Annotated in this window: 16 protein-coding genes; 7 read left to right on the forward strand and 9 right to left on the reverse strand. The window is 67.3% G+C overall.

The genetic code is table 11. The features are described from left to right. Positions 1-15: 15 nt before the first annotated feature. Both KQ910_RS01035 and KQ910_RS01040 read left to right on the forward strand, forming a co-directional pair. Entirely contained in the window at positions 16-960 is a 945-nt protein-coding gene (locus tag KQ910_RS01035; protein ID WP_216956178.1) for an SMP-30/gluconolactonase/LRE family protein, read from the forward strand. 2 nt (positions 961-962) lie between these two features. After that, positions 963-2,180 carry an MFS transporter gene (locus tag KQ910_RS01040; RefSeq protein ID WP_216956180.1) on the forward strand — a complete coding sequence of 406 codons (1,218 nt, stop codon included), beginning with the start codon at positions 963-965 and terminating at the stop codon, positions 2,178-2,180. Here the strand turns inward: KQ910_RS01040 and KQ910_RS01045 are convergent. Further along, positions 2,177-4,717, reverse strand: a complete 2,541-nt coding sequence (locus KQ910_RS01045; protein ID WP_216956182.1) for an HWE histidine kinase domain-containing protein — start codon at positions 4,715-4,717, stop codon at positions 2,177-2,179. The two genes, KQ910_RS01040 and KQ910_RS01045, sit on opposite strands and share 4 nt — an antisense overlap. Beyond that, positions 4,710-5,300, reverse strand: coding sequence for a biliverdin-producing heme oxygenase (locus tag KQ910_RS01050; RefSeq protein WP_216956184.1), 591 nt, complete (start codon positions 5,298-5,300; stop codon positions 4,710-4,712). The genes KQ910_RS01045 and KQ910_RS01050 overlap by 8 nt, the downstream gene beginning before the upstream one ends. A 179-nt stretch (positions 5,301-5,479) precedes the next feature. Here KQ910_RS01050 and KQ910_RS01055 point away from each other — a divergent pair, with 179 nt between their 5' ends. Next, the gene (locus KQ910_RS01055) at positions 5,480-6,640 is read left to right on the forward strand and encodes a mandelate racemase/muconate lactonizing enzyme family protein (protein WP_216956186.1); all 1,161 of its coding nucleotides are present in this window, start codon (positions 5,480-5,482) and stop codon (positions 6,638-6,640) included. Between the two features lie 4 nt (positions 6,641-6,644). Here the strand turns inward: KQ910_RS01055 and KQ910_RS01060 are convergent, their stop codons facing one another. The 3 genes from KQ910_RS01060 to KQ910_RS01070 are packed head-to-tail and all read right to left on the reverse strand — an operon-like array spanning position 6,645 to position 8,792. Continuing rightward, positions 6,645-7,634, reverse strand: coding sequence for a Bug family tripartite tricarboxylate transporter substrate binding protein (locus tag KQ910_RS01060; RefSeq protein ID WP_216956188.1), 990 nt, complete (start codon positions 7,632-7,634; stop codon positions 6,645-6,647). Between the two features lie 19 nt (positions 7,635-7,653). Next, positions 7,654-7,794 (reverse strand): hypothetical protein, encoded by a 141-nt coding sequence (locus KQ910_RS01065; protein WP_216956190.1) that lies wholly within the window; start codon positions 7,792-7,794, stop codon positions 7,654-7,656. Between the two features lie 20 nt (positions 7,795-7,814). After that, positions 7,815-8,792 (reverse strand): Bug family tripartite tricarboxylate transporter substrate binding protein, encoded by a 978-nt coding sequence (locus KQ910_RS01070; protein ID WP_216956193.1) that lies wholly within the window; start codon positions 8,790-8,792, stop codon positions 7,815-7,817. A 95-nt stretch (positions 8,793-8,887) separates the two neighbouring features. Here KQ910_RS01070 and ybaL point away from each other — a divergent pair, with 95 nt between their 5' ends. Together ybaL and KQ910_RS01080 are read left to right on the forward strand one after the other, a co-directional pair. After that, a complete protein-coding gene (gene ybaL / locus KQ910_RS01075; protein ID WP_216956196.1) occupies positions 8,888-10,558 on the forward strand; it encodes a YbaL family putative K(+) efflux transporter in 1,671 nt (556 codons plus the stop codon). A gap of 54 nt (positions 10,559-10,612) precedes the next feature. Further along, positions 10,613-11,236 carry a hypothetical protein gene (locus KQ910_RS01080; protein ID WP_216956198.1) on the forward strand — a complete coding sequence of 208 codons (624 nt, stop codon included), beginning with the start codon at positions 10,613-10,615 and terminating at the stop codon, positions 11,234-11,236. A 1-nt stretch (position 11,237) separates the two neighbouring features. On the opposite strand, the gene KQ910_RS01085 is transcribed toward KQ910_RS01080, so the two are convergent. After that, positions 11,238-12,794, reverse strand: a complete 1,557-nt coding sequence (locus KQ910_RS01085) for a hypothetical protein (protein ID WP_216956200.1) — start codon at positions 12,792-12,794, stop codon at positions 11,238-11,240. A gap of 57 nt (positions 12,795-12,851) precedes the next feature. Here KQ910_RS01085 and KQ910_RS01090 point away from each other — a divergent pair, with 57 nt between their 5' ends. Further along, positions 12,852-13,247 carry a GtrA family protein gene (locus KQ910_RS01090; protein WP_216956202.1) on the forward strand — a complete coding sequence of 132 codons (396 nt, stop codon included), beginning with the start codon at positions 12,852-12,854 and terminating at the stop codon, positions 13,245-13,247. A gap of 25 nt (positions 13,248-13,272) precedes the next feature. After that, positions 13,273-13,941, forward strand: a complete 669-nt coding sequence (locus tag KQ910_RS01095) for a TVP38/TMEM64 family protein (protein ID WP_216956205.1) — start codon at positions 13,273-13,275, stop codon at positions 13,939-13,941. Here the strand turns inward: KQ910_RS01095 and KQ910_RS01100 are convergent, their stop codons facing one another. The 3 genes from KQ910_RS01100 to KQ910_RS01110 form a co-directional block, all read right to left on the reverse strand. Next, on the reverse strand, positions 13,942-15,030 hold the full coding sequence (locus KQ910_RS01100; RefSeq protein ID WP_216956207.1) for an SGNH/GDSL hydrolase family protein: 1,089 nt from the start codon (positions 15,028-15,030) through the stop codon (positions 13,942-13,944). Beyond that, positions 15,027-16,109 (reverse strand): acyltransferase family protein, encoded by a 1,083-nt coding sequence (locus tag KQ910_RS01105; protein ID WP_216956209.1) that lies wholly within the window; start codon positions 16,107-16,109, stop codon positions 15,027-15,029. The genes KQ910_RS01100 and KQ910_RS01105 overlap by 4 nt, the downstream gene beginning before the upstream one ends. A 105-nt stretch (positions 16,110-16,214) precedes the next feature. Continuing rightward, a complete protein-coding gene (locus KQ910_RS01110; protein ID WP_369408267.1) occupies positions 16,215-20,891 on the reverse strand; it encodes a beta strand repeat-containing protein in 4,677 nt (1,558 codons plus the stop codon). Positions 20,892-21,316: the final 425 nt, after the last annotated feature.

The following is a 21,316-nucleotide window of genomic DNA, read 5'->3' on the forward strand; positions in this document are numbered from 1 at the left end:
AACGAGGAAACCAAGATGTGGCAGCCCAGCGAGCGCTACCCTGACCCGGCCGTGCGCGTGCTCGATCCGTCGTTCAACCAGTACCGGCTGGTGCTGGCCTCGGTGGAGCGGCTCTACACGGGCTGCCGCTGGTCCGAGGGGCCCGTCTGGTTCGGCGACGGGCGCTACCTGCTGTGGAGCGACATTCCCAATAACCGCGTGCTGCGCTGGGACGAGGAGACGGGCAACGTCTCGATCTTCCGCAAGCCCTCGAACAACGCCAACGGCCACACGCGCGATCGCCGCGGCCGGCTGATCGCCTGCGAGCACGATGCCCGCCGCGTCGTGCGCTTCGAGTATGACGGCGCAATCACGGTGCTGGCCGATTCCTACAACGGCAAGCCGCTCAACTCGCCCAACGACGTCGTCGTGAAGTCCGACGGCTCGGTCTGGTTCACCGATCCCACCTTCGGCCTCCTGGGCTACTACGAGGGCCACAAGGAAGAGAGCCAGAACAAGCCCGCCGTCTACCGGCTCGATCCGACCACCGGCAAGCTCGCCGTAATGGCCGACGACATTCCCGGCCCCAACGGGCTCGCTTTCTCGCCCGACGAGAAGAAGCTCTATGTCGTGGCCTCGCGCGCCGAGCCGCACCGCACGATCCTGTCCTACGACCTCTCGGCCGACGGCACCTCGCTGGGCACGGGCTCGGTCCTGATCGATGCCGGACCGGGCGGCTCGCCGGATGGCTTCCGCGTCGACGTCGACGGCAACCTGTGGTGCGGCTGGGGCATGGGCTCGGACGAACTCGACGGCGTGCGTGTCTTCAATTCTTCGGGCAAACCGATCGGCCACATCGACCTGCCCGAGCGCTGCGCCAACGTCTGCTTCGGCGGGCGCCATCGCAACCGGCTGTTCATGGCGGCCAGCCACTCGCTCTACGCCCTCTACGTCAACACGCAAGGCGCGGTCGGCGGCTGATCATGTCCGGAGTCGAGTCGAGCTATGCCTGGTGGCGCCTGGCCGCCAGCGTGACCCTGAGCACGGTCGGCGGCATCGGCATGTGGTGCCTGGTCGTGGCATTGCCGTCGATCCAGCAGGATCTCGGCATCACCCGCGCCGACATCTCCTTCGCCTACACGATGAACACGCTGGGCTTCTTCGCCGGCGGCGTCACCTGGGGCAAGCTGGTCGACAAGCGCGGCATCGTGCTCACCGCGGTGCTCAGCGCCACCGGCCTCGCCATCGGGTTCGCGACGGCGCCGTTCACGCCCTCGCTGCCGCTGTTCGCCACCGTTCAGGTGCTGATCGGCTTCAGCGCGGCGGCGACCTTCGCGCCGCTGGTGGCCGACATCTCGCACTGGTTCGACAAGCGCCGCGGCATCGCCGTCGCCATCGCGGCCTCCGGCAACTATCTCGCCGGCGCGATCTGGCCCTCGATCATCCAGATGATGATCGCTGATCATGGCTGGCGGGTGACCTACTGGGCCGCGGGGGCGCTCTGCTTCGTGGCCATGATCCCGCTGGCCCTGACCTTGCGCCGCAAGCCGCCGCAGCATGAGACAACGGGAGCCGACGGCGGGGCCGGCGCCGCCATCCATTCGCCGCGCTCGCTCGGCCTGTCACCCAACGGCCTGCAGGCGGTGCTGGTGGTCGCCGGCATCGGCTGCTGCGTCGCCATGTCGATGCCGCAGGTCCATATCGTCGCCTATTGCGCCGACCTGGGTTACGGCGTGGCGCGTGGCGCGGAGATGCTGTCGCTGATGCTGGGCTTCGGCATCGTGAGCCGCATCGCCTCGGGCTGGATCGCCGACCGGGTCGGCGGCGTGAAAACGCTACTGCTGGGCTCGACGCTGCAGTGCGTGGCGCTGGTCTTCTATCTGGTCGACGATTCGGTGAACTCGCTCTACCTCGCCTCGGCGCTGTTCGGCCTGTTCCAGGGCGGCATCGTGCCGTCCTACGCGATCATCGTGCGGGAATATTTCCCGCCGAAGGAAGCGGGCTTCCGCGTCGGCCTCGCCATTTCCTCGACGCTGATCGGCATGGCGCTGGGCGGATGGATGGGCGGCGTGCTGTTCGACATGACCGGCTCCTACCGGGCCGCCTTCATCAACGGCATCGCCTGGAACCTGCTGAACGGCGCGGTCGCCTGGTGGCTGCTGTTCCGCCAGAACCGCCGCAACGTCTTCGCGGCGGGCTAGAGGCGCATCGCTTCCAGCAGCGCGTCGCCGGTGTAGGGTTTGCGCACGCGCGGGACGCCCAGCAGTTTCGGCGGGAAAGCGATGTCCTCGCCGTAGCCCGTCGTGAAGACGAAGCGGATGCCGAGCGACGCGAGCTGCTCGGCGACCTCGAAGCTCGTCTCGCGGCCGAGGTTGATGTCGAGCAGCGCGAAGTCGGGCGCGCGCGTGGAAATGGCTTTCAGGGCCTGTGCGGCACTCGACGCCACGCGGACCGATGCGATACCGGCACGCAGCAACGCGCTTTCCGCGTCGAGCGCGATGATCATGTTGTCCTCCACGATCAGCACGTCCTTGGGCAACTCGGTGGCCTGCACCTCGGGAATCGTCTTCTCGGCCGGCTCATCCACCGCTCCCGGCGCGGGACGGACATGGACGGCCGGAACCATGAAGGTCGCGCGGATGCCCTTCGTCTCGTAGTCGAGCGTCGCCTCGCCCTTCAGGTCATAGGGGATGGATCGCTCGATCACCGTCGAGCCGAATCCGCGGCGCGTCGGCGGCTTAACGGGCGGCCCGCCATGCTCGGTCCAGGTGACATGCAGGTTCCTCTCGGCATCGAACTGGGTGCCAATCTCGATATGGCCGCGACTGTCGCTCAGCGCCCCGTACTTGGCGGAATTCGTCATCAGCTCGTGGATGACCAGCGCGAGCGTCGTGAAGCCCTGCGGCTCCAGCAGCACTTCGGGGCCGGACAGCCGCACGCGCGCGGCCCTGCCGCCGAGATAGGCGCCCGCTTCCGCCCCCACCAAGCCGCGGAACGATGCCGGGCCCCAATTGTCCGCGGTGATCTGGTCGTGCGCCCGCGCCAGCGCCTGGATGCGGCCGCCCACCACCTCGGTGAAGGCATCGACCGTGAGCGACGGATCGCGGCTCTGCGAGATGACACTGCGGATCAGTCCCAGGATGTTGCGGACTCGGTGATTGAGTTCGGCGATCAGCAGCTCCTGCCGCTCCTGCGCCCGCTTGCGCTCGACCTCGGTGATGGCCGACAGGCGCAGGATCACCTCGAGCAGGCTGACGCGCAGGCCCTCGGCGATGCGCACGTCGACCGGCTGCCACGGGATCGACTGTCCCCGAACCGTCTCGCACCAGAGTTCGAAGCTCTTGCGCGGCGTGAGGCGCGAGCCCAACGGGCCGACACTGACCTGCTTGCTGGGATCGCCCGCCCAGTTGACGGAGCGCGCGACTTCCTTGCGGAAGAAGACGAGGAAGTCCCGCGCCGGCCGCGACAGCGGGACCACCAGCATGCCGGCCGCCCGATCGGCGAACTCCCGGCCCGGCGGATGCTCGGCCGCAATCTCGTGTACGGCCAGCACCTCGCCAGGATTGCGGCGGGTCAGATGACCGATCAGGCCGGCGAACTGGTCCTGCGTCGGCGCCATGCCCTGCAGCGTCGCATGCCCGCCCGTCCACACGCCGATGCCATCGCAGGACAACAACTCGGCGATCTCGTCGAGATGCGAGACGATGCTGTCGAAGCGGGTCGCTTCCGACGCCATCACGGTGACGAGCTGGTTGTGCAGCTTGCGGGCGCGCGCCTCGTAGAGCGATTCGGCGTCGCGTTCGCGACTTTCCATCAGCAGCGAGAACATCTGGCCGAACAGCTCTGCCGCCGTGCGCCGCTCGAACGGCACGTTGTGCGGCGCATAGTGATGGCAGGCGAAGAGGCCCCACAGCTTGCCGTCGCGCAGGATCGAGACCGACATCGACGCGCCCACGCCCATGTTCTGCAGGTACTCGATGTGGATCGGCGACACGCTGCGCAGCACGCTCATCGACAGGTCGAGCGGCCGGCCATCGATGAGACCGGGCTCCACGGCGGCGGGCCGGGCCGAAATGTCGGGAATGATGCGCAGCCAGTTGCGCTCGTAGAGGATGCGCGCCTGCCGCGGAATGTCGGAGGCCGGATAGTGCAGGCCGAGATAGGATTCGAGGCCGCCGCGTGCCGATTCGGCGATCACCTCGCCCGACCCGTCATGATCGAAGCGATACACCATCACGCGATCGAAGCCGGTGAGACCACGCATCTCGCGGGCGGCCACGCGATAGAAGGTGCGGAGTTCCGAAGCCTGCTGCAGGCGGGAGATCATGGCGCGAACGAGCGCGCCCGAGGACACGCCCTGCTCATGCATGCAGGGTTCGCATTCGATGACGATGGAGCCGTCGACGACATGCACGGCGATGTCGAAGACCGGCCCGTCGTTCAGCAACGGCACGGCAAAGGAGCGTGCCACCGCGTTGCTGAAAACCGCGGTCTGGAGCTGCCCACGGATCAGGTGGATCGCGTCGTGCGTGAACACATTCTCGATCGGCCGTCCGATCAACTCGAGCGGCCCGGCGCCCAGCCACCCCGCGGCGTTGTGCGACAGGCGCGTGATCGTCCATTGCGTGCTGTCGAAGGCCAGCAGGAAGCCGAACGACTGCACCGCGCCCAGCAGGTGGATGGGCTCACGTTCGCAATTTTCGAGATCGACCGGTGTCGCGCGGCTTTCCTCAGACATGGGCGGGTTCCGCGCCGAACAGGCCGAACGCCTCGCGCGCACCGAGCAAGGTCCGCTGCGGCGACTCCAGTACGGCTTCGGACGTCTCCAGACGTTGCAGGAAGCTTCTCCAGAAGTCGCTCCCTGCCCCGTGGCCGAGATAGTGCGTCGCCGCGCGCACCTGCGGATCGTCGCTTTCCGCGGCACGCTTCACCAGCAGTTTCCCGCCCAGTCGCGACCCTTCGAGCACGTAGAGCCGGCCGAACAGCCGCGCCTCGTCCGTGGTCACACTGACGTTCAGCACAGGCGGCACGGCGATGCCGAGAAGGTCGAGGTCCTGCTTCAGTGCCTCTGAACGACGGCGCTCCCGCCAATCGGGCAGGAGCCGCCCCACCCCTCCCCGATCGAGGGCCTGTTCAAGCGGCAGCACGGCGCGCGCAAGGACGGTCAGGAACGCCTCGTAAGCATTCCTGTCGGTAGCGAAAGGTCCGGAAAAGCGCGCGTCGACTTCCGCATGAAGCGTTGCCGTCGCTGCACGCAGCATCTGGCGGGCGGAGGATCGGCCGGGCGCAGCCGAGGTGGTATCGAGCTGCATCTGGGCCATACTACGCAAAATCGCGCCTGATGTTCGAGGATGCAGGGCCGATATATTTGGGGAACCCGTTCCGGTCCGTTGCGTTTTGCGCCATCGATTCCGGACCTCCGGTGGCTGGTCGCTGCGCCCGCGCCTCTGTAGAACCTCTAAACAGAGCCGCCGCCTGCCCTCCAGCCACGGACACTTCCATGCGCATCGTCGCCATCCGCGACATCGTCTCGCCCATCCGCTCCAACATCGCCAACGCCTACATCGACTTCAGCCAGATGACCGCTTCGGTGGTGGCCGTGGTCACGGATGTGATGGTCGACGGCAAGCCCGTCGTCGGGTTCGGCTTCAACTCGAACGGCCGCTATGCGCAGCATGGGCTCCTGGGCGAGCGGTTTATTCCTCGCCTCAGCCAGGCGAAGCCGGAGTCGCTGCTCGACGCCGAAGGCCTGATCGACCCGGCGAAGTGCTGGTCGGTGATGATGGCCAACGAGAAGCCCGGCGGCCACGGCGAGCGCTCGGTCGCCGTCGGCGTGCTCGACATGGCGATCTGGGATGCCGTCGCCAAGGCCAAGAGGGTGCCGCTGTGGAAGCTGCTGGCCGACCGCTTCAATGGCGGCCAGGCCGACGAGAAGGCGTGGGTCTATGCCGCCGGCGGCTACTATTACCCCGGCAAGGGGCTCGAAGGTTTGCAGGACGAGATGAAGCACTATCTCGGCCTCGGCTACTCCTGCGTGAAGATGAAGGTGGGCGGCGTGCCGCTGGCCGAGGACCTGAAGCGCATCGAGGCCGTGCTGAAGATCGTCGGCGCCGGCGAGCGCCTGGCGGTCGACGTCAATGGCAAGTTCGACCTCACCACCGCGATCGAGTTCGGCCGCGCCATCAAGGACTTCGGCCTGCGCTGGTACGAGGAGCCGCTCGATCCGCTCGACTATCTGGCGCATGCGGCGCTCGCCACCGAGTACGCCCCGCCGCTCGCCACCGGCGAGAACCTGTTCTCGATGCAGGACGCACGGAACCTGATCCGCCATGGAGGCCTGCGTCCCGACCGCGACATCCTTCAGTACGATCCCGCCCTGTCCTACGGGCTGGTCGAGTACCTGCGCACGATCGAGATGCTGAAGGCGCACGGCTGGTCGCCGCGGCGCTGCGTGCCGCACGGCGGCCACCAGTTCGCGCTGAACATCGCCGTCGGCCTGCAATGCGGCGGCAACGAATCCTATCCGCAGGTCTTCGCGCCGTTCGGCGGCTTCGCCGACGACTGCGCCGTCGTCGACGGTCGCGTGACGATGCCCGACTCGCCGGGCATCGGCTTCGAACGCAAGGCCGACCTGTGGTCGGTGATGAAGGAAATCGCCTGAGGCCCTATTCGGGCTTCAAGAGCCCGAGCTTCAGCAGTTCCGACACGTTGGCCTCGTCGGCCTTGAGGGCCGCGGTGAATTCCTCCGGGGTCGAGGGGCGCACGATGGCGCCCAGCTCGCGCAGCTTCCTGTTGGCCGCCTCGTCCTTGAGGCCGGCCACCACGCCTTCGTTCAGGCGGGCGATGACGGGCTTGGGCGTATCGGGATGAGTGAACACGCCGGCCGTCGTGTTGCCGTCGAACGGCTTGAGGCCAAGGTCGCCCATCGTCGGCACGTTCGGCAGGTCCGGCACGGGCTGGAGGCTGAACGTCGCGAGGGGCCTGAGCTTGCCGGACTGGATGTGCGGCATCGAGCTGGTGAGCTGGTCGGTGAACAGGTCGAGATTGCCGGCCAGCAGGTCGGCGATGCCGGGCCCGGCGCCGCGATAGGGAATGATGTTGAACTTGAGGTCTTCGTTCAGCTGCAGGCGCAGGATGCCGACATGGTTGGTCGTGCCATTGCCGGCATGGCCGATCGTGACGGTGCCCGGCTTGGCCCGGGCCTCGGCCAGCACACTCTTCATGTCGCGGAAGCGGCTGTCGGCGCGCGTGACCACGAGCGTCGGCACCGTCGTCAGGATACTGACCGGCGCCATCTGCGGCAGCAGCGGCTGCTTGCCCGCGAACAACGGCGCGACGTAGGCGACGGTGAAGCTCGCCATCGAGATCGTGTAGCCGTCGGCCGGCGTGTTGAGCGCAGCCTCCAGCCCCACGACACCGCCTGCGCCCGGCTTGTTGTCGATCAGGATGCCCTGGCCGAGATGGCGGCCCATCGGATCGGAGACGATACGGGCGGTGACGTCGTAGTTGCCGCCCGGGGCGAAGGGGATGACCCAGCGGATCTGCTTGCTGGGGAAGGTCTGCGCCGCAGCGCCTCGAGCCCTGCCGGCCAATGCGCCAGCCATTGCCAGGCCGGCGGCGCCGACCCCAAGAAGCCCGCGCCTGTCGATCTTCATGATCCCCCCTTTGTTTTTATCAGCCTCGCCAGTTGTCCCAGCCGGTACCGTGTGTCTGGTAGCGGCCATCCTGGGGGATGCCCGAATTCGCGCAACCCGCCACAGAACCGGTGATGGCGAGGGCCACGACCAGTGCAATCGTCCGGAAGATATTTGTCATGCTGCCGACATGACACCCGTTCACTCGGGTTTCAACAAACCCGACTTCACAAGTGCGCTAACGCCGACTTCCTGGTCCTTCATGTACGCTGCAAACTCCTCCATGGTGGACGGCCGCGGGACGGCGCCCAGCTCGGCGAGCTTCGCGGCCACGGCCGGCTCCTTCAATGCGGTGACGACGCTGCCGTTCAGGGTGGTCAGGATCGGTTTCGGCGTTTCGACACGTGCCAGCAGCCCCGCCGTCGTACCGCCGTCGAACGGCTTGCTGCCGATGTCGGTGAGCGACGGCATGTCGGGAAGCTGCGCGACGCGGTTCGGACTCATCGCCAGCATGCCTTTCAGCTTGCCCGCCTTGATCTGCGGCAGCGATGTCGTGAGCTGATCCATGTAGAGGTCGATCTGCCCCGCCATCAGGTCGTTGAGGCCGGGGCCCGACCCCTTGTACGGGATGATGTTGAACTTCACCCCCTCGTTCACCTCGAGACGCAGAATGGCGATGTGGTTGGTCGTGCCGTTGCCGGCATGGCCGATGCTCACCGTGCCGGGCTTCGCCTTGGCCTCGGCCAGGACGCCGCGGATGTCGGCGAAACGACCGTCGGGCTTGCCGACGAGAATCATCGGCACGGTCGACAGCAGGCTGATCGGCGCGAACTGCGGCACCAGCGACGGCTTGCCCGCGAGGTAGGGCGAGACGAACAGCACGCTGAAGCTGCCCATGACGACGGTGTAGCCGTCGGCCGGCGCATTGGCCGCGGCCTCGGCGCCCACGAGACCGCCGGCGCCCGGCCGGTTGTCGACGAGAACCTGCTGGCCGAGATTGCGCGACATCGCCTCGCCGACCAGCCGGGACGTCAGGTCGTAGTTGCCGCCGGCCGCGAAGGGCGAGATCCAGCGAATGGGCTTGGTCGGAAAATTCTGCGCCAGAACGGGCGTGCCCGCGGCGGCCGTTGCCGTCAGCGCCAGGCCAGTCCCCAAAAGTTTGCGTCGCGATACCGTCATCTCAAATCCTCCCAATCCGCTTCAGACAGATTGCAATTTCCACCGATCAACGCCACATCGGATTGGGTTCCATCACTCGCGGAGAGAAACACTGGATGCCGGAGCAGCATACCCCGCTCATTGCTACGATTGCTGCGGGTCTGATGCTCGCTTTCATCTTCGGTCTGATCGCGCAGCGGCTGCGCATTCAGCCGCTCGTCGGATACCTGCTCGCCGGCGTCATGGTCGGTCCCTACACACCGGGCTTCACGGCCGACCCTGCCCTGGCCACCGAACTGGCCGAGATCGGCGTCATCCTGCTGATGTTCGGCGTGGGCCTGCACTTCTCGCTGAAGGACCTGCTTTCGGTTGCGCGCATTGCGATCCCCGGCGCCATCGGCCAGATCTCCGTCGCCACCCTGATGGGCGCCGGACTGTCCTGGGCACTGGGCTGGACGCCGCTGGCCGGCTTCGTCTTCGGCCTGGCCCTGTCGGTGGCCAGTACCGTCGTTCTCATCCGCGCCCTGCAGGACCGTCACATTCTCGAAACCCATCGCGGCCGCATCGCGGTCGGCTGGCTGGTCGTCGAGGATCTCGCCATGGTCCTGGCCCTTGTCCTGCTGCCGGCACTGGCCCTGGCGACGGCAGACAACGGCGTGCCGGCCACCCGGATCCTGTTCTCGCTGCTCATCGTGCTGGCCAAGGTCTCGATCTTCGTGGCGATCATGCTGATCGTCGGGCGGCGGCTCATTCCGTGGCTGATGCACCACACCGCACATACCGGTTCGCGCGAACTGTTCCGGCTCGCCGTCTATGCCGTGGCACTCGGCGTCGCCTACGGTGCGCACTACTTCTTCGACGTCTCCTTCGCGCTCGGCGCCTTCTTCGCCGGCATGGTGCTGGGCGAGAGCGACCTCAGCCAGCGCGCGGCGGAGGAAGCCATCCCGCTGCGCGACGCCTTCGCGGTGCTGTTCTTCGTCTCGGTGGGCATGCTGCTCAATCCGAGCGTGTTCGTGGACGCGCCGCTGGCGGTGATCGCCACCATCGCGATCATCGTCGTCGGCAAGTCGGTGGTTGCCTACCTGATCGTCCGCGCCTTCGGCCACAGTCGATCGACCGCCTTCACCGTCTCGGCAAGTCTCGCGCAGATCGGTGAGTTCTCCTTCATCCTGATCGGCATCGGCATCAGCCTGAACATGGTGCCGAAGGAATCGCGCGACCTGATCCTGGCCGGCGCCATCGTGTCGATCATGGTGAACCCGTTCGTCTTCACATTGCTGGAGCGCCTGGGGGGCCACAAGGACACCGCGCCGGCCGACAAGCCCGACGAGCCGGCCACCGACTTCGCGCCGACGACCCTGACCGGCCACGACATCGTCATCGGCTACGGGCGCGTCGGCTCGATGGTCGGCGCCGGCCTGAAGGGCGACAGCGGGAACCTGATCGTCGTGGAGGCCAGCGACGCGGGCGTCGAGCGGGCGCGCAAGGATGGCGCGGAAGTATACTCGGGTAACGCAGCCGAACCGGCGCTGATCGCCGCCATCAACCTCACCGGCGCCCGCCGCCTCTACGTCACCATCCCCGAGGCCTTCGAGGCCGGCCAGATCATCCAGCAGGCCCGCGCCGCCAATCCCAAACTCGATATCCTGGCACGGGCCCATTCGAGCGCGACGGTCGAACATTTCGAGAAGCTCGGCGCCAATCTCATCGTCCTGGGCGAGACCGAGATCGCACATCGCATGCTGGAGCGCGGGCGTGGCGACATGGCGGCGTCCGTGCCGGTCTGATCGGGCCGGCGAGGTCGCAACGCGCGCCGGCCGGCTTGTGTGATAAAAGGCGGAATGTCTCCTGCCCTGCGCGCCACCTGTCTGCTTTGCCTCATCGCCGCAACGCCGCCGCTGGCATGGGCGCAGGCACCTTCAGTCCTGGACTGCACCGGCCCCTTCGCCCGCAACGCCGACGAACGCACCCTCGCCCGCGTCTTCGGCGCGGAGAACGTCGAGCGCGCGAACATTCCCGTCGGCGAGGGAAACACGGAGCCCGGCACCGTCATCTTCGCGAAGGACCCGGAGAAGCGCATCGACATCCTGTGGCATGACGCCTACGCGCGCCCCAACGTGGTGATCATCCGCAACGGCTCGACCTGGCCGGTCGCCGTCGCAGGCCTCGACAAGCCGGTCGCCAACGGCGCGACGCTCGCCGAGATCGAGACGATGAACGGCAAGCCCTTCACGCTGACGGGCTTCGGCTGGGATCTCGGCGGCTACAGCAACAGCTGGGACGGCGGACGCCTCGACAAGCCGGTGGGCGGCTGCAACCTCTCCCTGCGATTCGATCCGCCGAAGGACGCGCCCGGCGACGCGCTCGACAAGGTCAACGGCGACGTCGAGTTCTCGTCGACCGACAGCGCCATGCGGCAGGTCAAGCCCGTCGTCGTCGAGATCGAGCTCGGCTGGCCGCAGTAACCTATTGCGGCTTGCGTTTGAACACGGCGAGCGTGCCGAGCTTGCCGGCCGGGACATAGCGCTGACGCCAGGCCGGCGCGCGCTCGTCGAAGAAGGCCTCGTCGAAGATGTTCAGCAGGATGTAATCGAAGTTGCCCCGCTGGATCTCTTCATCGAGCCTGCCCTGCTGCAGGGCGCGCAGGGCGGGAACCCGCATCTTGCCGTCCAGGTTCACGACGCGGTCGGGCAGCATGAAGCCGAAGCGGCCCGACTCCATCATGCCGATGCGCGAACCGTCGGTCATGAACGGCGACCGGGCGAGCGCGTAGGCCGAGGAACCGAAGTAGCCCCGGTAGGGCACGCCCCAGGGCTCGGCGATCCAGTAGGCATTGGACAGGATGGCGGCGACCAGGACCGCGGAGGCGGTGGCGGCGAATGCCTTCGACGCTTCGAACCGCCTCGCCGCGGCGACGATCACCAGCGACAGCAGGATGACGATCAGCAGCTTCACCGGGCCGAAGTAGCGCTCGTAGAACTGGACCGCGGAGCTGACCAGCGGATAGTAGGCGAGCAGCACGACGTTCGACGCCGCAAAGGCCAGCAGGACGAGGCGCGTCGGCGCCTCCGCCAGCCGGGATCGCGGGCGGAACACCGCGACCAGCAATCCAACGGTCAGGAACACCGCCAGTACGCCGCCCACCATCGGTGGCTCGGTGAGGAATCCTCTCATGCGGACGAACAGGAGCGGGACGAAGGAGACGATGAAGGCCCGGATCGTGTCCGCCGGATGGGTGAACGGACGCAGCGCCACCGAGGTCGCCACGCCGCTCTGGGGCACGAACAGGCCCGCCACCCAGTAGCAGTAGGCGATCCAGGGAAGCACGAGCATGCAGGCGATCACGCCCGCGATCACCAGCTCGTAGAAGCGCGCCCGCGAGCGATCGGCGATCAGGAGAGCCAACATCACGAAGGCGCAAACGAAGACGCCATCGTTGCGCGCGAGCATGAGGATGCCTGCACTCAGTCCCATCATCGCGGCGTGCCGGAGACTGGGGGCGCGAACCGCCGTTCCGGCGCTGCGCTGCGCGACCACCAGGAACAGCAGGAGGGCGGAAATATAGAGACCGCTCTCCATGCCGTTCACATAGAGCTCATTGAGCTGCCGGTCCCAGAGGAACAGGCCCGCGACCAGCGGTATGGCCAGGACGGGAAAAGGCAGGCGCGTCGCGCGCTGTACGAACAGGACGAGCAGAACGGCGCCGCCGATCCAGAAGGCGTAGCTTGCCAGGTAGAGGATCGCGAAGGCCGCCCGGTCGGAACCGGCCAGATAGGCAATGGCGCAGAGAAGGGCCCACAGCGGCTGGATACCCGACGTCCACTCCACCCCGTCGATGGTGATGCCGGCGCCCCGGGCGGCGTTGCGGGCGATGGTCAGATAGTAATAGGCATCGTCGCCGCCCTCGGCGAACGCGACCGCGACCATGTCCGTCGACAGGAGGCGATTGACGCTTTCAGCGACCTTGAACAGGACACAGGCGCCGATCAGCGCCAGAAGGAGAACGAAGAGGATCCTGTTCATCGGGCGTGGCACGTAATTCCCCCTTGATCCCGTGACCTGTATATATTGCCGACGTCGATGAATCTGGTTGTCATATATTTGGCGGGGGCGCTGGTTGCAACGCTGGGAAACGTTGCAAGCCAGGAGGTCGTCTGGCGCCTCATGGGCGGTACCGGCCTCTATTATTCGATGATCGTGGGCACGGGCGTCGGCCTGATCATCAAATACACCTGGGACAAGCGCCTGATCTTCGCCTACCGGCCGGCCTCCCCCACCCACGACTTCATGACGTTCCTGCTCTATGCCGCCATGGGCATCGCGACGACGGCGATCTTCTGGGCGGTGGAACTGGCCTTCTGGTACACGTTCCAGACCACGACCATGCGATACGTCGGCGGCGTGATCGGCCTCGCCATCGGCTACTGGGCGAAGTACCGGCTCGACAAGCGCTTCGTCTTCGGCTCCCAGCCGTAACCCGTCCGCCCCGAGCCGTCCCGACATGCGCCTTCGCTTCCTGTTCGCCGTTGCAGCCCTTCTGGTCGGCATCACCGGGATCGCCGCGGCCTGGTGGACCGTCGGTTCGCTGGGCATCGTCACACCCGAGAAGATCGGCGGGTGGCTCGCGGAAACGCGCGGCCATCCGTGGGCGCCGGCCGTGGTCGTGGCGGCGTTCCTGATCGCAGGCATGGTCGTCTTCCCGATCCACGGGGTGATCCTGGCAACGGCGACCGTCTTCGGCGGCTGGACCGGTTTTGCCTACTCCGCCGTCGGCGTGTTCTTCAGCGGCTGGGCGCCCTATTTCATCGGCGCGCTTCTTGGCAAGGACGCGGTCGCCCGCAACTTCGGCCCGAGGGTGCAGCCCGTTCTACGGGCGGCGAAGGAACACGGCGTGCTCGTCGTCGTCGGGCTGCGGATCGTGCCGGCCGCGCCGGGGACGCTCACCAATCTGGCGCTCGGCGCGAGCGGCATCCGGTTCGCCGATTTCATCGTCGGAACGCTCTTCGGGATGCTGCCTGGCCTCATCGTGGTGTCGCTGATGGGCGACCGGATCATGGCGCTCCTGCAGGCCCCGTCCCTCATCGACATCGTGCTGCTCGCGCTGTGCGTGGCCGCCTATGCCGGAATCGTCGTGGGCGCGCAGTTCCTGGTGTCGCGTTGGCGGAAGTAGCTACGGGCTCGCGCGCCTGGCCGCGCCGCTCCTGATCGCGTCGGCAATGGCCGCCGCGATGCGCCGGTTGCCCTCCGCCGACATGTGGAAATTGAAGAAAATCGCGGCCTTGCCCGGATCCTTCGCGGCTCGATCGATCGTTTCGTAGGTGTCGAGCGTGCCCATCCCGGCCTTGGCCGCGCAGGCGAGGACGGCCCGGGTCTGGCGAATCTCGTCGACGATCCAGGGCGGACGCGGATCGAGGTTCCAGACCGGCGGCGCGTAGAGACCCACGACCAGAGTCGGAAGGCCGAGCCCCGCCAGCCGCTCCATCAGCGGACAGGCGAGCGCCTCGCCCGCCCCGCGCGGCAGGACACGGACTCCCGCCGCCTGCCATTCGTAGGGATCGCCCACCCGCCGCATGATCGTCTCGAGCAGGGCGGACCAGCCGAACACGTCGCGCAGCACGCGCAGGTCCCAGGGGATGGTCGCATCGGGCGAGACCGGCACGTTGCGCAGGACAGGCTTGCCGTCCGCCAGGTCGAAGTACGGCTTTTCCTTGCCCCACAGGCGGCGATATTCGCTGCGCCGCAGATCGTCGGCGATGAAGCCGACGACCAGGAGGCCGGGCCTGTCCCGGACCACGAGCTGTTCGGTATGGAGCACGATCTGGTCGAGACCGAAGCCCACGACGCCGCCGTTCAGCACCTTCCGCTTCAAGTCGGCCTGCAGCAGCGCGGGCCAGCTGCCGCCATCGGCAATCTCGGCGCCATAGGTGAAGGAATCCCCCGTCGCGAGGATCGGCGCACCGGCCGGCATGGCCTGGTCTTCGGGAATGACGCGGAAACCGCTTGCGTCATGATTGGCCTCGGCGGACTTGAAGTCGGGCCGCGAGACGAAGCCCAGCCGCGGATCGAAGGCGAACTGGCCCTGCAGCTCACCCTCGAAGCGGGCCTGCGAGGCCAGCACGAAGTTCGGCCAGCGCAGCAGCCACTCGCTGCCGCGATTGAACCGCGTCACGAGTTCGAGGCCGACCAGCGCGATCAGGATCGAAACCGCGACCAGAACGATCCGGCCGATCCATTCGGCGGCGGGTGACAATCGTCTCATGGCTTCGCTGCGACGCCGGCCAGCATCGCCCGTAATCGTTCGGCCGGCCGGGCCAGGGCGCGGCGCACGGGAATGTCCCAGGCGCGCGACAGCACGAAGGCTGCGACGACGACGCAGGCCGCGGCAAGAAGCACGAACGGCAGCGAGAAGGCAGGCGTGCCCGGCGACATGGTCGCTGGCTGGAGGAAGATGACCAGAGGAGCGTGAAGCGCATAGACGGGATAGGAGATTTCGCCCAGCCACGCGTAGGTCCGTTGTTCCAGGCCCGTCACCGGTTCGACGGTCGACGACCAGACCAGGACCGGGATCAAAAGCGCCGAGGCCAGGTAGGTGAACTTGCCATAGGGCAAGGCACAGATCGCGACCAGGATCACGCAGGCCACGATCGGCCAGAACGCCGGCAGGCGCGGCGGGACGCGTTGCCAGATGCGGAACACCAGCACGCCGCCCAGGAAGAAAAACAGGGCGCGCGCCAGGCCTCCGCCGAACGAGCCGATGCTGAAGCCCGGCGGCACGGTATGGAAATGCACGCTCTGCGCGTAACAGGCGAACGAGACTGCCATCACGATCAGAATCGCCAGGGTCGAGGGCCGCGCGATGCCGTAGATCCAGTTGACGACCAGCTCGTAGAACAGCGACCAGGCCGGCGGATTGAGCGGAAACATGAAGTCGTCGATCGTGAGCGTTCCCGTGCGCACGGCGAACGGCGCGAACGCCGGCAGGAAGAGCAGCGCCATGCCGGTGGCCATCACGAGCCGGCTCCACTCGGTCGGCAGGCTCGGCGCCGCAAGCTCCGCCCCCAGCCCGAGCAGGAGCCCCAGCAGGTACATCGGATAGAGGCGCACCAGCCGCCGCGTCATGAAGGTGCCGGTCGTCATGCCGTCCCGCAGCCGCTGCTCGTAGGTGAAGGAGAGGATGAAGCCGCTCAGACAGAAGAAGTAGTCGACGGCCACGACCGCGTTCGGAAACAGCGCCGTCGACGCCAGTCCGCTTGCCGTGAAGTGATACAGCATCACGCAGATGGCCGCGATGCCGCGCGTCGCATCGAGCGTCAGGAAACGACGCGCCTCGGAACTCATCGAATCTTCACTTCAACCGCTGCATGCGACGACGCTATCAGCGCGCGTGGCCGGCCGAAAGTGCATCCCGGCGCGGTCCACCGCTCGTCCACCCGGGCGGCGCGCCTAGATCAGATCCTCGTAAGCGAACAAAGCGGTGCTGTTCAGTCCATCGAGACGAACCGCCTGCTCGGCCGTCGTGGCATCTGCGTCCGTGTTCCAGAAAAGCCAGCCGTTGGTCAGGCTGGCCACGAAGACCACCTGGAACGATCCGGAAGCCATTGCCGTGGACGCCGCCGCCGAAACGGCCGCGAAATCCTTGAGAGCCGAAGTCGTCTCCGCATAGGCTCCCAGGGGCAGCCCGCCGCCATCGATCGTCGAGAGGTCGATCGTGTCGGTCCCGGTGACGAAATCGCTGACGATATCGTAGGCTCGTTCCGGCGTAGCCGTGGCGGGGCTGTCGTCTTCGCCGAAGACGAACACGTCCGCGCCCGCACCGCCATGCAGCAGGTCGGCCCCTTCGCCGCCCACCAGCGTGTCGTCGCCCTCGTTGCCGTAAAGTCTGTCGTCCTCCGCACCGCCATCCAGGAGGTTGTCGCCCTCGTTACCGTCCAGCCGGTTCGCCAACGCATTGCCCGTGCCGTCGATGGCGTCCGTTCCTCTCAGGCTCAGACGCTCGAATTCATCGCCCAGCGACCAGGAGACCGACGCGGCGATGCGGTCGTAGCCGCCGTCCGCCAGTTCCACGGTCACGTCGCCCGCATCATCGACATAGTAGAGATCGTCTTCGGAGCCTCCCTCCAGCCTGTCGGCGCCCAGGCCGCCATGCAGCACGTCGACGCCCTCCCCGCCGATCAGCGTGTCGTCGCCGTCATTGCCGAGGAGCCTGTCGTTGCCGACGCCGCCCTCGAGCCGGTTCGCACCGGCGCTGCCGTCCAGCTGGTTCGCCAGCGCGTTGCCGGTGCCGTCGATATCCGCCGTACCGCTCAGGGTCAGACGCTCGAACTCGTCGCCGAGCGACCAGGAGAGCGACGCCACGATCCGGTCGTAGCCTCCGCCTGTCAGCTCGACCGTTACATCGCCCGCGTTGTCGACATAGTAGAGGTCGGCATCGGCGCCGCCCGTCATGAGATCGGCACCGAGACCGCCGTCCAGCACGTCGGCTCCCAGCCCGCCCACCAGAGCATCGTCGCCGGCGTAGCCGTAAAGCCTGTCGTTGCCCGAACCACCGGTCAGCTCATCGGTCCCCGCCGTGCCATAGGCGACCAGTGCGGTGCCCGTACCCAGACCGCTCGCGTCCACCTCCAGAGTGCTCGCCGTGGCACTCAGGACGATCTGGGAGCCGAAAGCCGCCGCGGCATTCGCGGCCAGGACCACCGACTGATTCCCGCCGCCGGAGAGAACGAGTCTCTCCAGATGGGACAGGCCCACCAGTTCGGAATCGGTCAGAGGGGCCGCATAGGTCAGGGTTATGCGGTCGGTGCCGGCCAGCCCATCCACCCAGCGCACCGGGTCGGTGAACTCGGCATGGCTGGCGTAGGTGAACCTGTCGTCGCCCGCGGTGCCGCTGCGCAGCCGGAGGTCGATCGTGACGTCCAGCGCTCCGGGATCGGAACTGACGGCGCCGTCACTCGCCGTCGCGGTCAGGCTGTGGCTGCCGGCGGCAAGCGGCACCGAAGCAATCTGCCACGCCCCCGTCGTGCCGTTGGCGGTGGTGCTGCCCAGTACCGTCGCGCCTTCGCGAAGGGTCACCAGAACGCCCGGATCGGCGACGCCGGCAAAGCCCGGCGCCACGATGCCGGTCACTCGGTCGGTCGTCGAGGGACCATTGTCCGAGCCCGGTGCCAGCGCGAGGGTCGGCACCGCCAGCACCGGCTCCGCCAGGTCGAAGACCACCGCGGCGCTGCTGCCGGTATTGTCGGCCAGATCGCTCCCGCGGGCGACCAGGCTGTGGCTGCCCAACCCGACGAGGGTCACGCTGGTGGACCAGACACCACCGCCGCCGACAGTGGCCGTGGCGATCGGGCTGACACCGGCATTGTCGAAGATTTCGACCAGCGTGCCGGGGTTGGCGTCGGTCAGGGTACCGCTGATGGTCCGGCTGGCCGAGAACACGGTTCCACCAGCCTGGTCGATGGCAAGCGTGGGCGCCGTGGTGTCCACCTTCACCACCAGGGCGACCGAGCCGCTGGAGGTGTTCAGCGATGCGTTGGTCGCGGTGGCGGTGAAACGGTGCGTGCCATCGGCAAGCAGGCCGGTGTCGATGCTCCAGGCGCCGGTGGTCGCGTCGGACTGGACCTGCCCCACGAGCAGCGCCCCGTCCTTCAGCGTCACACGCACGTCGGGCGCCGCCAGGCCGGTGATGGTCAGCGTGGTCGTGGACGTGACGTTGTCGGTATCCGAAGCGCCGCTGTCCTGCAGGGCGGAGATGTCGAGGCCGGTCGGAGCGTCGGAGGCGATGTTGTCCGGCAGCAGGAACAGGTTTGCGGGATTGGAGCCCGCGGTGGAAACGCCGTCGATGTCGGCCAGCAAATGGGTGCCGGCGACGGTGCCATCGGTCACCCACAACTCGACGCCGTGGTCTGCGTCGAAGGCACTGAAGACCGCCGTGCCATTGCCGAGCGCGGTAACCCCGGTGATCGTACTGCCGTCGCCGCCGACGTTGATATCCTTCAGCAGGCTGGTGCCGGCGACGGTGCCGTCGGTCACCCACAGTTCCTGGCCATGGGTATCGTCGAACGCGGTGAACACCACCGTACCCGTGCCCAGCGTGACCAGATTCGCCGGGTAACTGCCCACCGAGCCGGCCCTGATGTCCAGCAGCAGGCTGGTGCCAGCCGTGGTTCCGTCGGTCACCCAAAGCTCGGGCCCCGTGCTCGCCGGATCGGTGCCGCTGGCGACGAGGACCGCGCGCCCGTCGCCGAGCGCGGCAATGCCGTTGCCCGCGCCGCTATTCACGCCGGGGGCGATGTCCTTCAGCAGGCTCGTGCCGACCGCCGTGCCGTCGGTCACCCAGAACTCGTTGCCGTGGCTCGCATCCTGCGCCGAGAAAAGCGCCAGGCCGTTGCCGAGCGAGGTAACGAAGCTCGGGTAGCTGCTGTCGGTCCCGGTGTTGATGTCCTTCAGCTGGCTGGTGCCCCCGGCCGTCCCATCGGTCACCCACAGCTCGTATCCGCTGCCGTCGTTGGCACTGAACACCAGCAGCCCGCCACCGATCGACACGAAACCGAAGGGGGCGCCATACCCCGTACCGGGATTGATGTCCTTCAGCAGGGTGGTGCCAGCCGCCGTGCCGTCGGTGACCCACAATTCGTTGCCGTTGGTGGGGTCCGTGGCGGAGAATACCGCGCGGCCATCGCCCAGGGCGGTAAAGCCATAGGCATAGCCGTTGCCGGCACCCGGATTGATGTCCTTCAGCAGGACGGTGCCGTCCGCCGTGCCGTCCGTGACCCACAGCTCGGAGCCGCTGGTGCCGTCGTTGGCGCTGAACAGCACACTGCCATTGCCAAGGGCGAAAAAGCCGGAGGCGTAGCTGCTGGTGGTTCCGGTGTAGATGTCCTTCAGCAGGCCCGTACCCGCGGCAGTGCCGTCGGTGACCCAGAGTTCGCCGCCATGATCCGCATCGCCGCCGGCGAAGACGCGCAGACCGCCATCCACTTCGGCGCCGGAGGGGTACGACTGGGTCGTGGCCGCCAGTTCGCGGGTGCCAGCCGCGGTGCCGTCGGTGATCCAGACCGCAAGGCCGGCAGCGCCGTCCGCCGCGAACAGCGCCTCGCCGCCGCTGGCGGCGAAGCCGCGCGGGAACGAACCGCCCGCTGAATGGACGTTGACGTCGGCCACCTGGACCGTGCCGCCCACCGTGCCGTCGGTGACCCAGAGTTCCGTGCCATGGATGCCGTCATCGACGGTGAAGGCGACGGTGCCGTCGCCGCGGGCCAGGAAATTGGCGGGCGCCCCACCGTCCGTCCCGGCAACGAAGTCGCGCAGCAGGCTGGTGCCGACAGCGGTGCCGTCCGTCACCCACAGTTCCTCGCCATGCACCCCGTCATTGCCGCGGAACACCGCCAGCCCGTTTCCGAGCGAGGTCAGGTCCGCCACCGAGGGGTAATAGGCGTCGCCGACGCCGGGCCAGACGTCCAGCACGAGACCGGTGCCCGCCGCGGTGCCGTCGGTCACCCACAATTCGTCGCCGTTGGTACCGTCAGTGGCGACGAACACCACGCGGCCATCGCCCAGCGCGGTCAGTTCGCCCGGGCCGCTACTGCCACCGCCGGGGCGGATATCCTCGACCTGGGTCGTGCCCGCCGCGGTGCCGTCGGTCACCCAAAGCTCGGTGCCGTTGGTCCCGTTGTTGGCGGCGAACACCATCCGGCCATCGCCGAGCGCGGTGAAACCCGTTGGGCTGGAACTGAGGTTGCCGGAGCGGATCTCCTTGACCAGGCTGGTTCCGCCGACGCTGCCGTCGGTGATCCACAATTCGATGCCTGTGCCGTTGTTGGCGCTGAACAGGACGCGTCCATCGCCAAGAGCGGCGAAGTTCGCCGGCGAAGCGCTGGACGCTCCGGCGCGTATATCCACCAGCAGACTGGTACCGGCGGCGGTGCCATCGGTCACCCACAGCTCGCTTCCCGTGGTGCCATCGTTGCCTGAAAACAAGGCCCTGCCGTCGCCCAGCGCGAAGATCGAGCCAGGAACGCCGCTGTTGGTGCCTGCCCGAATGTCCGCCACCAGGCTGGTGCCGGCCGTGGTCCCGTCGGTGACCCACAACTCGGTGCCGTGGGTGCCGTCATTGGCCGAGAACACGGCACGCCCGTCCCCCAGGGCGGTGACACGAGCGATACCGGAACCGTAGACACCTGGCCGGATATCGGCCACCCGATAGGTGCCCCCCGCGCTGCCGTCCGTCACCCAGAGTTCGCCCCCGTCCGTGCCGTCGTCGGCGGAGAAGACAGCCCGGCCGTTGCCGATCAGGGTGAGGTCGGAGAAATAGCTACTGCCAGGCCCCGCGATGATTTCCGTAACCAGGCTGGTGCCGCCGGAAGTACCGTCGGAGGACCACAGTTCACGTCCCGAGTCGCCATCATCGGCGGTGAACAAGATACGCCCGGCCATCAAGCCCTCACTTGCACGCACGCGTCACAAATACACAAAATTTCTGTACAGTGACTGCAAGATCGTGGGTAGGTAAAATAGTGACGCGGGCGTCGATATTTTCGTTGTACGAGACG

Source organism: Reyranella humidisoli (assembly GCF_019039055.1).
GTDB lineage: Bacteria > Pseudomonadota > Alphaproteobacteria > Reyranellales > Reyranellaceae > Reyranella > Reyranella humidisoli.

What these genes read in the sequence shown, in the direction of transcription:
- KQ910_RS01035 (WP_216956178.1), top strand. Translation starts at nt 16, where the DNA reads ATGTGGCAGCCCAGCGAGCGCTACCCTGACCCGGCCGTGCGCGTGCTC.
- KQ910_RS01055 (WP_216956186.1), top strand. Translation starts at nt 5,480, where the DNA reads ATGCGCATCGTCGCCATCCGCGACATCGTCTCGCCCATCCGCTCCAAC.
- KQ910_RS01040 (WP_216956180.1), top strand. Translation starts at nt 963, where the DNA reads ATGTCCGGAGTCGAGTCGAGCTATGCCTGGTGGCGCCTGGCCGCCAGC.
- KQ910_RS01085 (WP_216956200.1), bottom strand. Translation starts at nt 12,794, where the DNA reads ATGAACAGGATCCTCTTCGTTCTCCTTCTGGCGCTGATCGGCGCCTGT.
- KQ910_RS01060 (WP_216956188.1), bottom strand. Translation starts at nt 7,634, where the DNA reads ATGAAGATCGACAGGCGCGGGCTTCTTGGGGTCGGCGCCGCCGGCCTG.
- KQ910_RS01050 (WP_216956184.1), bottom strand. Translation starts at nt 5,300, where the DNA reads ATGGCCCAGATGCAGCTCGATACCACCTCGGCTGCGCCCGGCCGATCC.
- KQ910_RS01080 (WP_216956198.1), top strand. Translation starts at nt 10,613, where the DNA reads ATGTCTCCTGCCCTGCGCGCCACCTGTCTGCTTTGCCTCATCGCCGCA.
- KQ910_RS01100 (WP_216956207.1), bottom strand. Translation starts at nt 15,030, where the DNA reads ATGAGACGATTGTCACCCGCCGCCGAATGGATCGGCCGGATCGTTCTG.
- KQ910_RS01070 (WP_216956193.1), bottom strand. Translation starts at nt 8,792, where the DNA reads ATGACGGTATCGCGACGCAAACTTTTGGGGACTGGCCTGGCGCTGACG.
- ybaL (WP_216956196.1), top strand. Translation starts at nt 8,888, where the DNA reads ATGCCGGAGCAGCATACCCCGCTCATTGCTACGATTGCTGCGGGTCTG.
- KQ910_RS01045 (WP_216956182.1), bottom strand. Translation starts at nt 4,717, where the DNA reads ATGTCTGAGGAAAGCCGCGCGACACCGGTCGATCTCGAAAATTGCGAA.
- KQ910_RS01065 (WP_216956190.1), bottom strand. Translation starts at nt 7,794, where the DNA reads ATGACAAATATCTTCCGGACGATTGCACTGGTCGTGGCCCTCGCCATC.
- KQ910_RS01095 (WP_216956205.1), top strand. Translation starts at nt 13,273, where the DNA reads ATGCGCCTTCGCTTCCTGTTCGCCGTTGCAGCCCTTCTGGTCGGCATC.
- KQ910_RS01090 (WP_216956202.1), top strand. Translation starts at nt 12,852, where the DNA reads ATGAATCTGGTTGTCATATATTTGGCGGGGGCGCTGGTTGCAACGCTG.
- KQ910_RS01105 (WP_216956209.1), bottom strand. Translation starts at nt 16,109, where the DNA reads ATGAGTTCCGAGGCGCGTCGTTTCCTGACGCTCGATGCGACGCGCGGC.